The organism is Isoptericola sp. S6320L (genome assembly GCF_023015685.1).
GTDB lineage: Bacteria > Actinomycetota > Actinomycetes > Actinomycetales > Cellulomonadaceae > Isoptericola > Isoptericola halotolerans_A.
Genome location: NZ_JALKAT010000024.1, coordinates 26879 through 38438 on the forward strand (window position 1 = coordinate 26879; position 11560 = coordinate 38438).

At 74.5% G+C, this 11560-nt stretch carries 14 protein-coding genes; 13 read left to right on the top strand and 1 reads right to left on the bottom strand.

All coding sequences use genetic code 11. The features are described 5' to 3' along the window. Nucleotides 1-36 precede the first annotated feature (36 nt). Genes urtB through MWU57_RS12880 form a run of 11 tightly spaced genes read left to right on the top strand, consistent with a single transcriptional unit; the run spans nt 37 to nt 9356 of the window. The gene (gene urtB / locus MWU57_RS12830) at nt 37-918 is read left to right on the top strand and encodes an urea ABC transporter permease subunit UrtB (protein ID WP_246909577.1); all 882 of its coding nucleotides are present in this window, start codon (nt 37-39) and stop codon (nt 916-918) included. Then, nucleotides 915-2039 carry an urea ABC transporter permease subunit UrtC gene (gene urtC, locus MWU57_RS12835; protein ID WP_246909579.1) on the top strand — a complete coding sequence of 375 codons (1125 nt, stop codon included), beginning with the start codon at nt 915-917 and terminating at the stop codon, nt 2037-2039. The genes urtB and urtC overlap by 4 nt, the downstream gene beginning before the upstream one ends. Then, nucleotides 2036-2917, top strand: coding sequence for an urea ABC transporter ATP-binding protein UrtD (gene urtD / locus MWU57_RS12840; protein WP_106267206.1), 882 nt, complete (start codon nt 2036-2038; stop codon nt 2915-2917). The genes urtC and urtD overlap by 4 nt, the downstream gene beginning before the upstream one ends. Then, nucleotides 2914-3612: an ATP-binding cassette domain-containing protein gene (locus tag MWU57_RS12845; RefSeq protein ID WP_106267208.1), complete on the top strand. Its 699-nt coding sequence runs from the start codon at nt 2914-2916 to the stop codon at nt 3610-3612. The genes urtD and MWU57_RS12845 overlap by 4 nt, the downstream gene beginning before the upstream one ends. Before the next feature lie 34 nt (nt 3613-3646). Beyond that, nucleotides 3647-3949: an urease subunit gamma gene (locus tag MWU57_RS12850; protein WP_106267210.1), complete on the top strand. Its 303-nt coding sequence runs from the start codon at nt 3647-3649 to the stop codon at nt 3947-3949. 7 nt (nt 3950-3956) lie between these two features. Continuing rightward, a complete protein-coding gene (gene ureB / locus MWU57_RS12855) occupies nt 3957-4361 on the top strand; it encodes an urease subunit beta (RefSeq protein WP_374108552.1) in 405 nt (134 codons plus the stop codon). Next, a complete protein-coding gene (locus tag MWU57_RS12860) occupies nt 4361-6064 on the top strand; it encodes an urease subunit alpha (RefSeq protein WP_106267214.1) in 1704 nt (567 codons plus the stop codon). The genes ureB and MWU57_RS12860 overlap by 1 nt, the downstream gene beginning before the upstream one ends. A gap of 3 nt (nt 6065-6067) precedes the next feature. After that, nucleotides 6068-6796, top strand: a complete 729-nt coding sequence (locus MWU57_RS12865; protein WP_106267216.1) for an urease accessory protein UreF — start codon at nt 6068-6070, stop codon at nt 6794-6796. Then, nucleotides 6789-7574 (top strand): urease accessory protein UreG, encoded by a 786-nt coding sequence (ureG, locus tag MWU57_RS12870; RefSeq protein ID WP_246909582.1) that lies wholly within the window; start codon nt 6789-6791, stop codon nt 7572-7574. The genes MWU57_RS12865 and ureG overlap by 8 nt, the downstream gene beginning before the upstream one ends. Further along, nucleotides 7549-8328 carry an urease accessory protein UreD gene (locus MWU57_RS12875; RefSeq protein ID WP_246909584.1) on the top strand — a complete coding sequence of 260 codons (780 nt, stop codon included), beginning with the start codon at nt 7549-7551 and terminating at the stop codon, nt 8326-8328. Before ureG ends, MWU57_RS12875 begins: the two co-directional genes overlap by 26 nt. Beyond that, the gene (locus MWU57_RS12880) at nt 8325-9356 is read left to right on the top strand and encodes a HoxN/HupN/NixA family nickel/cobalt transporter (protein WP_246909586.1); all 1032 of its coding nucleotides are present in this window, start codon (nt 8325-8327) and stop codon (nt 9354-9356) included. The genes MWU57_RS12875 and MWU57_RS12880 overlap by 4 nt, the downstream gene beginning before the upstream one ends. Here the strand turns inward: MWU57_RS12880 and MWU57_RS12885 are convergent. After that, nucleotides 9324-9707, bottom strand: coding sequence for a MarR family winged helix-turn-helix transcriptional regulator (locus MWU57_RS12885; RefSeq protein WP_246909588.1), 384 nt, complete (start codon nt 9705-9707; stop codon nt 9324-9326). The two genes, MWU57_RS12880 and MWU57_RS12885, sit on opposite strands and share 33 nt — an antisense overlap. Before the next feature lie 82 nt (nt 9708-9789). Between MWU57_RS12885 and MWU57_RS12890 the strand changes: the two genes are divergently transcribed. Both MWU57_RS12890 and MWU57_RS12895 read left to right on the top strand, forming a co-directional pair. Further along, on the top strand, nt 9790-10845 hold the full coding sequence (locus tag MWU57_RS12890; protein ID WP_106267225.1) for a substrate-binding domain-containing protein: 1056 nt from the start codon (nt 9790-9792) through the stop codon (nt 10843-10845). A gap of 73 nt (nt 10846-10918) precedes the next feature. After that, complete coding sequence (locus MWU57_RS12895) at nt 10919-11539, top strand: malonic semialdehyde reductase (protein ID WP_246909590.1); 621 nt, start codon at nt 10919-10921, stop codon at nt 11537-11539. The last annotated feature ends 21 nt before the right edge of the window (nt 11540-11560 follow it).

Here is an 11560-nt window from a genome sequence, read left to right on the forward strand (position 1 = left end):
CCCGGTCCGGACGCCGACGACGACGGGACATCGACCATGGACATCCTGAACCAGCTCTTCGCGGGCCTGAGCCTCGGCTCGGTCCTCCTCCTCGCCGCGCTCGGCCTCGCGCTGACGTTCGGCCAGATGGGGGTGATCAACATGGCCCACGGAGAGTTCATGATGGCCGGCGCCTACACGGCCTTCGTGGTGCAGGGCTTCGTCGGGAGCGCCGGTGTGAGCCTGCTGGTCGCGCTGCCCCTCGGCTTCCTGGTCGGTGGCGTCCTGGGGCTGGTGCTCGAGGCGACCCTCATCCACCGGATGTACCACCGGCCGCTGGACACGTTGCTCGTCACGTGGGGCGTCGCGCTGGTCCTCCAGCAGGTGGCGCGCGACGTGTTCGGTGCGCCCAACGTCGACGTGACCGCGCCGGAGTGGCTCTCCGGCGCGGTCACCGTCGGCGGTGTCGCCCTGCCGAAGACCCGCCTGTTCATCCTGGCGGTCGCCGTCGTCTGCGTCGCCACGCTCGCCCTCGTCCTGCAGGCCACCCCGCTCGGCCGACGGATCCGCGCCGTGGTCCAGCACCGCGACCTGGCGGAGGCGTCCGGCATCTCGTCCCGGGGCACCGACCGGCTGACCTTCTTCATCGGGTCCGGGATGGCGGGGATCGCCGGCGTCGCCCTCACCCTGCTGGGCTCGATCGGCCCGACCCTCGGGACCAGCTACATCGTCGACGCCTTCCTCGTGGTGGTGGCCGGCGGTATCGGTCAGATCAAGGGCACCGTCATCGCGGCGACGGCCCTCGGCCTGATGCAGTCGTTCTTCGAGTACTCCACGACGGCCTCGGTGGCCAAGGTGCTCGTCTTCGTCGTGATCGTCGCGTTCCTGCAGGTGCGGCCCCAGGGGCTGGTCACCGTGCGGACGAGGAGCCTGGTATGACCACCACGCACCGCACCACCGACCGGCTCGCCGCCCTGCTGCGCCCCGGCCGCTCCCGGGCGCTGGCCGGCTTCGCGCTCGCCGCCGTCGTCCTCTTCGCCGTGGCACCGCTGCTGCTCAGCCCGTTCCGGCTCAGCCTGCTCGCCAAGTTCCTGTGCCTGGCGATGGTCGCGGTCGGCATCGGTCTCGCCTGGGGACGTGGCGGCCTGCTGACCCTCGGCCAGGGCGTGTACTTCGGCCTCGGCGCCTACCTCATGGCGATGCACCTCAAGCTGGCCGACGCCGGACCCGGCGGGGTGCCGGACTTCATGAGCCTGTACGGCACCGGAGAGGTCCCGTGGTGGTGGGAACCCCTGCGGTCGCCCGTGGCCACGATCCTGCTCGTCGCGCTGGTGCCCGCGCTGCTGGCCGGGCTGCTCGGCTGGGCCGTCTTCACCCGGCGGGTCCGCGGCGCCTACTTCGCGATCCTCTCCCAGGCGCTCGCCGCCGCGTTCGCGATCCTGCTGATCGGCCAGCAGCAGACCACCGGCGGGACCAACGGGCTCAACGGGTTCCGTGCCTTCTTCGGCTACGACCTCACCGACCCCGTCAACCAGCGGATGCTCTACCTCATCGCGGCCGGTGCGCTGCTGGCCATGGTCCTGGTCGCCCGCCAGCTCATGGTCTCGCGGTTCGGCGAGCTGCTCGTCGCCGTGCGCGACGGCGAGGACCGCGTCCGGTTCCTCGGGTACGACCCGGCCCTGGTCAAGACGGTGGCGTACGTCGTCGCCGCCGTGATGGCGGCCGTCGGCGGGGCGCTCTTCGTGCCGGTCGTCGGCATCATCTCCCCCGCCGACGTCGGGGTGGTGCCCTCGATCGGGTTCCTCGTCGGCGTCGCCATCGGCGGTCGGGCCACCCTGCTCGGCCCGGTGCTGGGCTCGATCGCCGTCAGCTGGGCGCAGACCTCCATCTCGGAGCAGTTCCCCTCCGGCTGGATCTACTTCCAGGGCGCCCTGTTCATCGGCGTCGTCGCGTTCCTGCCGGGCGGCCTCGCCTCCCTCGTGCGCCGCCGACGGCGCAGGAGCGCCGCCCGGAGCGCCCCGCCCGCACCTGTCACGCAGACCGAGGGGAGCACCCCATGACCCACGTCCCCACCGCCGAGACCGCGGCCGGCGCCGAGCCCACCGGCACCGCCGCGGAGGCCCTGCTCGGGACCGACTCCACACGGTTCCGGCACGACTACCTGGAGGTGCGCGGGCTGCGTGTCGCCTTCGGTGGCTTCGTCGCCGTCCGCGACGTCGACCTGACGGTGACCCAGGGCGACCTCCGGTTCCTCATCGGACCCAACGGCGCCGGCAAGACGACGCTGATCGACGCGGTGACCGGGCTGGCGAGCGCCACGGGCTCGGCCCGGTTCGGCGGCAAGGAGCTGCTCGGGCGGGGCACGCACCGGATCGCCCGGGACGGCGTCGGCCGCACGTTCCAGACGGCCAGCGTCTTCGAGGAGCTGACCGTGCTGCAGAACCTGGACATCGCGGCCGGCGCCCGCCGTGGACCGCTGACCATGCTGCGCCGCCGCGGCGCGGTACCTGAGGCCGTCGAGCAGGCGCTCGAGCTCGTAGGGCTGACGGCTCTGCGGGACACTGCCGCCGGCGTGCTCGCCCACGGCCAGAAGCAGTGGCTCGAGATCGGGATGCTGCTGGTCCAGGACGCCCACCTGCTGCTGCTCGACGAGCCCGTGGCGGGCATGACCCACGCGGAACGGGAGGCCACCGGCGAGCTGCTGCGGCGCATCGGGTCCCAGCGCGTGGTGGTCGTCGTCGAGCACGACATGGACTTCCTGCGGTCGTTCGCCGACTCGGTCACCGTCATGCACCAGGGCCAGGTCCTCGCCGAGGGCACGGTCGCGGAGGTGCAGAACGACCCCGCCGTCGTCGAGGTCTACCTCGGCAGCCCGGTCTCGACCGAGCCCCCGACCACCCAGGCCGCCGGACCCCTGACCACCCAGGAGGACGCATGACGCTCGAGCTCACCGGCCTGAGCACCGGCTACGGACGCACCACGGTGGTGCACGGCGTCGACCTCACCGTGCCGGACGGCGGCCTGACCGCCGTCCTCGGCCACAACGGGGCCGGCAAGACGACCCTGCTGCGCGCGGTCCTCGGGCTCCTGCCCGCCCGGGCCGGCACGGTCCGCCTCGCCGGCACGGACGTGACCGGCTGGCCGCCGCACCGCCGCGTGCGTCGCGGTATCGCCTACGTCCCGCAGGGCCAGCAGTCGTTCGGCCAGCTCACCGCCCGGGAGAACCTGCAGGTGGTGGCCGACGCGTACGGCGCCGCGGGCCGCCGTCGGACCGACGAGGCCCTGAACCTCTTCCCCGCCCTGGGGCCGCTGCTCGGCCGGCAGGCGGGACTCCTCTCGGGGGGGCAGCGCCAGCAGCTCGCCATCGCCCGCGCCCTGGTGACCGGGCCGCGGCTGCTCGTCCTGGACGAACCGACCGAGGGCATCCAGCCCAACGTGGTGCGCGAGATCTACGACGCGATCACCGACCTGTCGAGCGGTGGCGAGCTGTCCGTGCTGCTCGTCGAGCAGCACATCGGCTACGCGGTGGAGCACGCCGGGGAGTACCTCGTCATGACGTCCGGCCGGATCACGCACCGTGCGCCCGGCGGGGCCGCGGCGGTGCACGACGCCCGGGAGGCGATGGCGCTGTGACCGGCCACCCCGCCCGTCGGACGCCGGAGGCACCGTGCACCTGACCCCCGCCGACACCGAGAAGCTGCTGCTCGCCGTCGCCGGCATGGTCGCCCGCGACCGTCTGGGCCGCGGCGTCCGGCTCAACCACCCCGAGGCGGTCGCCCTGCTGTCCTGCTGGGTGCTGGAGCGTGCCCGCGAGGGCGCCGACGTCGCCACCCTCATGCGTGACGGCAGCAGCGTGCTCGCGCGCGACCAGGTCATGGACGGTGTGCCCGAGATGCTCACCGACGTCCAGGTCGAGGCCACGTTCCCCGACGGCCGCAAGCTCGTCACCCTCCACCACCCGATCCCGTAGGAGCACCGTGAGCGCCCACAGCACCACCGGCCCCGGCGCGATCCGCGTCGTTCCGGGCCGGATCGAGCTCAACGCCGACCGCACCCCCGCCGAGCGTCTGCGGCTCGTCGTGACCAACACCGGCGACCGTCCCGTGCAGGTCGGCTCGCACGTCCACCTGCCGGACGCCAACGCGGCCCTGCGCCTCGACCGCGCCGCCGCGCACGGCTTCCGCCTCGACGTCCCCGCCGGCACCTCGCAGCGGTTCGAGCCCGGGGTGAGCCGCGAGGTCGACGCCGTCGCCGTCCGCGGTGCCCGCCGGGTGCCCGGCCTGCAGCGGGACAAGGTCGACGGCGGCCGCCTGGGCGCCGTCGACCCCACTGCCGTGGCCTCCCACGGCAGCACCACGGCCGACGCCGGGACGGTGCGCTGATGGTCTGGGTGTACCGCGAGCGCTACGCCGCCCTCTACGGCCCCACCGTGGGCGACCAGGTCCGCCTCGGGGACACCGACCTGTGGATCGAGGTCACCGAGGACCGCACGGTCGGCGGCGAGGAGGCGGTGTTCGGCGGCGGCAAGACGATCCGGGAGTCGATGGCGCAGTCCACCCGGACCCGGGCCGAGGGTGCCCTGGACACGGTGATCACCAACGCCGTCGTGCTCGACTGGTGGGGCGTGGTCCGCGCCGACGTGGGCCTGCGCGACGGCCGGATCGTCGCGCTCGGGCGCTCCGGCAACCCCGACGTCGCCGACGGCGTGCATCCGGACCTCGTGATCGGGCCGTCCACGGACGTGATCTCCGGCGAGGGGCGGATCCTCACGGCCGGCGGGTTCGACCCGCACGTGCACCTGCTCTCGCCGTCCGCGCTGCACGAGGCGCTCGCCACCGGCCTCACGACCGTCGCCGGCGGCGGCACCGGACCCTCGGAGGGGTCCAAGGCCACCACGGTGACCCCGGGCGCCTGGCACCTGCGACAGGTGCTGCGTGCCCTCGACCCGATCCCTCTCAACGTCCTGCTGCTCGGCAAGGGCAACACCGTCAGCGCGGCGGCCCTGGCCGAGCAGGCGCTCGCGGGGGCGGGCAGCTACAAGGTCCACGAGGACTGGGGCTCCACCCCGGCCGCGATCGACGCCGCGCTGCGTGCCGCCGACGAGTGGGGCCTGCAGGTCGCGCTGCACTCGGACTCGCTGAACGAGACCGGGTACGTGCAGTCCACGATCGACGCCATCGCGGGCCGCGGCATCCACGCGTACCACGTGGAGGGCGCGGGCGGCGGGCACGCCCCGGACATCCTGGAGATCGCCGGGCTCGAGCACGTGATCCCCGGCTCGACCAACCCGACGCTGCCCCACACCGTCAACACGGTGGCCGAGCACCTCGACATGCTCATGGTCTGCCACCACCTCAACCCCGCCGTGCCCGAGGACCTCGCGTTCGCCGAGTCGCGCATCCGGGCGACCACCATCGCCGCCGAGGACGTGCTGCACGACATGGGCGCGATCTCGATCACCTCCTCCGACGCCCAGGCCATGGGCCGCATCGGCGAGGTGATCTGCCGGACCTGGCAGGTGGCGCACGTCATGAAGCATCGCCGCGGCCCGCTCGGCAGCAGCGAGCCGGCCGACAACGAGCGCGCCCGGCGCTACGTCGCCAAGTACACGATCAACCCGGCGATCGCCCACGGCGTCGACTCCGAGATCGGCTCGGTGGAGCCGGGCAAGCTCGCGGACCTGGTGCTGTGGGACCCGCGGTTCTTCGGGTTCCGGCCCGAGCTGGTGATCAAGGGCGGCGTCATCGCCTGGGCGGCGCTCGGCGACCCGAACGCCTCCATCCCCACCCCGCAGCCCGTGCTGCAGCGGCCCGCGTTCGGCGACGCGCTCGCGGCCGACACCTCGCTCGCCTTCGTGGCACCTGCCGCGATCGACGACGGGTTGGCCGACCGGCTCGGGCTGCGCCGCCGGCTCGCGCCGATCGCCTCGACCCGCGGCGTGGGCAAGTCCGCCATGCGCAACAACGACGCGCTGCCCCGCATCGACATCCGACCCGACACGTTCGAGATCCGCATCGACGGCGACCGCGTCGAGCCCGCACCGGCCGTCCAGCTGCCCCTGGCGCAGCTCTACTCGATGTTCTGACCCGTGCCGACACCTCCTCCCGCCACCACCCGATCCGCCGAGCGCACTGCCCCGGCCCCGGGCACGGTCGCCCTGCTGCTGGCCGACGCCCGCCTGCCGGGCGGCGGTCACGCGCACTCCGCGAGCCTCGAGCCGGCCCTGCTCGGCGGACTCCCCGTCGACGACGTCCCGGCCTGGATGGCCGGCCGCGCCACGACGGTCAGCCTCGTCGAGGCGGGCACGGCCGTCGTCACCGCCCATGTCCTCACGACCGGCGGCGCGCACGGGCTCGACGCCGTCGCCCGCGCGTGGGCGGCCCGGACGCCCTCGGGCGCGCTGCGCGACGCCGCCCGCCTGCTGGGACGGGGCTACCTGCGCGTGGCCCGGACCCTGTGGGCCGACCACCACGCCGTCGCTGCCGCCGCCGGGCTGGCCGTCCGGCACGGCAGCGTGCCTCGCGCCGTCGTGCTCGGGGCGGTCGCCGCCGCCTGCGGGCTCGGTCCCGCCGACCTCGTCCGGCTGACGGTGTACGACGACGCCCAGACGGCGGCGTCGGCCCTGCTCAAGCTCGAGCCCCTGGACCCGCTCGTCCCGGCCCGATGGGTCCTCGACGCCTGCGCCGCCGCCGAGCCCCACGTGGCCCGGGTCGCGGCGTGCACCACCCCGGACGACATCCCGTCGTCCGGCGCTCCCCTGACCGAAGGCTGGGCCGAGGCCCACGCCCTGACCCAGCAGAGGTTGTTCCGTGCCTGAGAACCCGCTCCCCGAGACCGCACCGACCACGACGGCCCGGCCGCTGCGCCTCGGCGTCGCCGGCCCCGTGGGCGTCGGCAAGTCGTCGCTCATCGCGACCGTGTGCCGCGCCCTGGCCACCGAGCTCGAGATCGGTGTCATCACCAACGACATCTACACCGACGAGGACGCCCGGTTCCTGCGGTCCGCCGGCGTGCTGGAACCGGAACGGATCCGCGCCGTGGAGACGGGCGCCTGCCCGCACACCGCGATCCGCGACGACGTCACCGCGAACCTCCTCGCGGCCGAGGACCTCGCGGCGGACTTCGCACCGCTGGACGTGGTCATCATCGAGTCCGGCGGCGACAACCTCACCGCCACCTTCTCCCCGGCGCTGGTCGACGCGCAGATCTTCGTCCTCGACGTCGCCGGTGGCGGCGACGTCGCCCGCAAGGGCGGCCCCGGCATCGGCCGGGCGGACCTGCTGGTCGTCAACAAGACCGACCTGGCCCCGCACGTCGGCGTCGACGTCGAACGGATGGTGGCCGACGCCTCCGCGGCACGGGAGGGTCGCGCGGTGATCGCCCTGTCCCGCACCGACGAGAGCTCCGTGGCGGCGCTGCGCGCGTGGGTGCTCGACGTGCTCGCCGCCTACCGTTCCGGGGCGCACGTGGCCCAGGACCCCGGCCCGATGGCCCCGCACTTCCACGCCGACGAGGACGGCGGCGTGCTGCACAGCCACGCCGACGGCGATCACGCGCACTCGCACGCCGATGACCACGACGTCGTCGCTCGCTGACACCCGGGCGACGACCGCCGTCCGCCTGAGCCGCGGCACCGTTCCCGGCTCGCCGGTGCGGGTGGACGCGACCGACGGGCTGCTCGCCGTGCGGACCGTCTCCCGCGGCGCGGTCCGGGCGGAGGTCGCGCTGGTCGCCACGGGCGCCGTGCTGCTCGGCGGCGACCACGTCGTCGTACGGGTCGACGTGGCCGACGGCTGCGCGCTGCGGATCACCGACGTCGGGGGGACGGTCGCCTACGACGGCGAGGGCGCGGCCTGCCGCTGGGACGTCGAGGTCCGCCTGGGGCGCGGCGCCCGGCTGGACTGGGCCGGGATGCCGCTCGTCGTCGCCGGCGGCGCCGACGTCGTCCGGGCGACCACCGTCCGCCTCGGCGCGGGCGCGCGCCTGGTCCTGCGCGAGACCGTCGTGCTGGGCCGCGACGGCGAGCACGGCGGCCGCGTCGTCGTCCGCAGCGACGTGGCCGACGACGTCGGGCCCGTGCTCGTCGAGGAGGTCGTCGCCTCCGGCACGGCCCCCGTCCCGGGCGTGCTCGGTCCGTACCGCGTGCTCGACACCCTCACCGACGTGCACGCGACCGACGAGCTCGAGGCCCTGGAGGAGTCGGACCTGCCGGGGCCGGTCCCCGGCGCGACCACCCTGCGGCTCGACCGCGGCGGGACCGTCACCCGCTGGTTGGGGTCGGCGACGCACCTCAGCCCGGTCGAGCGCGCGCTCGCCCACCACCGACCGAAACCCGGAGAAGACGGATGACCAGGATGCCCACCCGCCGGCCCACCCACGTGCCCACCCACCTGCCGGCCCGCACGGCACGCCGGCACCTGACGGTGCCGGTCGTCGCGGCGCTGCACGCCGTCGGCCTCGCCGGCATCGCCGCCGTCGTGGTCCTGCAGGACGGCGGCACCGCCGTGCTGCTCACCCTCGGTCTCACCGCGTACGGCCTCGGCCTGCGGCACGCGTTCGACCCGGACCACATCGCCACGATCGACAACACCACCCGGCGGCTCGTCCGCACCGAGCGTGACGCCCGCGGCGTCGGCCTGTGGTTCTCCCTCGGTCACTCGACCGTCGTGGTGGTGGCCGCCGCGCTCCTCACCCTCGGCGTGCAGGCGCTGGCGCCGATGCTGGACGACGACTCCTCGTTGCTGCGCCGCGTCACCGGGGTGTGGGGGCCGCTGGTCGCCAGCACGTTCCTGCTCGTGATCGGCGCCGTGAACGTCGTCCTGCTGCGCCGCGCGCTGCGCTCCCCCACCACGGCCCCGGACGGCGTGGGCGGCGGTCCCGTCTCCTGGCTCCTGCGCCGCTTCGAGTGGGCCACCGACCGACCTGCCCGGATGTACGGCGTGGGGCTGCTGTTCGGTCTCGGCTTCGACACCGCCACCTCGATCGGCCTGCTGGCGGTGGCCGGCGCCGCCACCCTCGACCAGAGCAGCTGGTACGCCGCCCTGCCGCTCGCGCTGCTCTTCGCCGCGGGGATGTCGCTGCTCGACTCGGCCCAGGGTGCCGTGGCCCGGCGGGTCTACGTCACGGCGGGCGCGCGGCCCACGGGGCGCCGACGGGTGCGCTACGACGTGCTGGTCACGGGGGTCTCCGCGGCCGCCGCGCTGGGGATCGCGGTCGTCACCCTGGTCCAGACCCTCGCCGAGCACGTGCCCGCCGCGGCGGCCGTCCCGGGAGCGTCCGTCGACCTCGCCCCCTACGGCGTCGCGCTGACCGTGGTGCTGGTCGTGGCGTGGGGCGCCGGGGCGCTAGTCCTGCGCCAGCAGCGTCGTGAGGCGTGACAGGACGTCACGGCCGCGGGCGGAGAGGAACACCCGGATCACCCGGCGGTCGAGCCCGTCGACCTCGCGGTAGACCAGGGCACGGGTGACCAGGGAGTCGACCCGGCGCCCGAGGGTCGCCTTGTCCGTGACGGTGGCCTCGCGCAGCTCGCTCATCGTCAGGCCGTCCGCGTCCTCCAGGGTGCCGAGCACGAGCCACTCGTCCAGGGTGAACCCCTCCGCGCGCAGGACGTCGCCCGCGCGGCGCGAGGACCGGCGGGCGCCCAGCACCGACTCGCGCAGGACGGCGGCGGCCATGGCCGACTCGACGTCGGTGCGGCGCCGGCTGACCGTCCCAGGTGGTGTCCGCATCCTGATCTCTCCTTCTCGGTGCTCGTAGAATACCCGCCAACACAGGCCGGGGCCCGCGGGTCCCCCGCGGGGACGGGGCGTCATGTCTGACTTCGTCGTCGGCGTCCTGCTGCACTTCCAGGGGCCCGGCGGGATCTACGGCCCGTCGTGCCAGGCGGTCACCGAGCTCGCGGTCGCGGAGATCAACGCGACCGGTGGTGTCCTCGGCAGACCGGTGCGGGCCGAGCTGTTCGACGCCGGTCAGCCGCCGCCGGTGCTGCGGCGCGAGCTGGGCGCCGCCCTCGACGCCGGTCGCCTCGACGCGCTGACCGGTTGGCACACGTCCGCCGTGCGCAACGCCGTCGTGCCGGTGGTGCAGCAGCGGGTGCCGTACGTCTACCCCGCCGCCTACGAGGGCGCGGAACGCAGGTCCGGGCTGTACGTGACCGGCGAGGTGCCCTCGGCGCAGCTCTTCCCGGCGATCCGGCGCCTGCGGGCCACCCGCGGCGTCCGGCGCTGGTACGTGGTGGGGGACGACTACGCCTGGCCGCGCGGGACGTTCCGGGTGCTCACGCGCCAGATCGCCGGGCTCGACGCGCAGTTCGCCGGCGCGCGGTTCCTGCCGGCCGCCGGCGCGAGCGCGCCCGTCCTGGCAGCCACCCTGGACGCGGTGGAGGCGGCCCGGGCAGACGGTGTGCTGCTGCTGATGGTCGGGCAGAACGGCGTGCGGTTCAACCGCGCCTTCGCCCGCCGTGGCCTGCACGAGCGGATGCTGCGGCTCAGCACGCTCATGGAGGAGAACATGCTGCTCGGCAGCGGTGCCGGCGCCACGACGGACCTCTACTCGGCGGGTGGCTGGTTCCGCAGCCTCGCCACGGGCGAGGCCCTCGACCTCATCGGGCGGTACACGGCCCACCACGGGCTTCACGCCCCGGCCGTGGGAGCGGCGGCGGAGGCGTGCTACGAGGGGATCTTCGCCCTGCGCTCGATCGTGCAGCGGGCCGGGAGCCCCGCCGTCGCCGCCACGGACCGGTCGGTGGACGGGCTCGTCTACGAGGGGCCTCGCGGACCGATGCAGTTCAGCGGCAACCACGCCGCCCAGCGCCTCTACCTGGCACGCGCCGACGGGGTCGACTTCGAGCTGCTCACCGAGCTCTGAGGCCCGGCCGAGCGTGTCGCACGTCACCGCTGCGGCAGGAATCATCCGCAAGCATGAACACGTTGCTCGGGGCATGACCGACACCCTTCTCGAGACCGCTCCCCTCGCCATCGACGAGACCGCGGCCGACCGCATCTTCCGCCAGGCCCGCACCACCTCGCAGTGGACCGACGCCGAGGTCACCGACGCCCAGCTCCAGGCTGCCTGGAACCTCGCCAAGCTCGGCCCGACGGCGATGAACACCCTGCCCCTGCGCCTGCTGGTGGTCCGTTCCGCCGAGGCCCGGCAGCAGCTGGTGCCGCACATGGCCGAGGGGAACAGGCCGAAGGTCGAGGCCGCTCCGGTCTCCCTGGTCCTCGCCGCGGACCCGGCGTTCCACGAGCACCTGGACGAGCTCTTCCCGGTCTACCCCGGCATCCGCGAGCAGCTCGCGCCCGCGACCGAGGTGCGGGAGAGCATGGCCCGCAAGAACGCGCTGCTGCAGGCCGGCTACCTCGTCGTCGCGCTGCGTGCGGTCGGTCTGGCTGCCGGGCCGATGGACGGGATGGACTTCGACGGGGTCGACGGCGAGTTCTTCGCCGGGACCGGCTGGAAGTCCTTCATGGTCGTCAACGTCGGCGTCGCCGAGGGCGAGGGGTCCCCGTACCCGCGCAACCCGCGCCTCGCGTTCGACCAGGTCGCCGAGGTCCTCTGACCCTCCCCCGCCTGGCCCCTC

Excerpts from the sequence above, each read along its gene's own strand:
- urtB (WP_246909577.1), top strand. The coding sequence starts at position 37 with ATGGACATCCTGAACCAGCTCTTCGCGGGCCTGAGCCTCGGCTCGGTC.
- urtC (WP_246909579.1), top strand. The coding sequence starts at position 915 with ATGACCACCACGCACCGCACCACCGACCGGCTCGCCGCCCTGCTGCGC.
- urtD (WP_106267206.1), top strand. The coding sequence starts at position 2,036 with ATGACCCACGTCCCCACCGCCGAGACCGCGGCCGGCGCCGAGCCCACC.
- MWU57_RS12845 (WP_106267208.1), top strand. The coding sequence starts at position 2,914 with ATGACGCTCGAGCTCACCGGCCTGAGCACCGGCTACGGACGCACCACG.
- MWU57_RS12860 (WP_106267214.1), top strand. The coding sequence starts at position 4,361 with ATGGTCTGGGTGTACCGCGAGCGCTACGCCGCCCTCTACGGCCCCACC.
- MWU57_RS12875 (WP_246909584.1), top strand. The coding sequence starts at position 7,549 with ATGACCACGACGTCGTCGCTCGCTGACACCCGGGCGACGACCGCCGTC.
- MWU57_RS12880 (WP_246909586.1), top strand. The coding sequence starts at position 8,325 with ATGACCAGGATGCCCACCCGCCGGCCCACCCACGTGCCCACCCACCTG.
- MWU57_RS12885 (WP_246909588.1), bottom strand. The coding sequence starts at position 9,707 with ATGCGGACACCACCTGGGACGGTCAGCCGGCGCCGCACCGACGTCGAG.
- MWU57_RS12890 (WP_106267225.1), top strand. The coding sequence starts at position 9,790 with ATGTCTGACTTCGTCGTCGGCGTCCTGCTGCACTTCCAGGGGCCCGGC.
- MWU57_RS12895 (WP_246909590.1), top strand. The coding sequence starts at position 10,919 with ATGACCGACACCCTTCTCGAGACCGCTCCCCTCGCCATCGACGAGACC.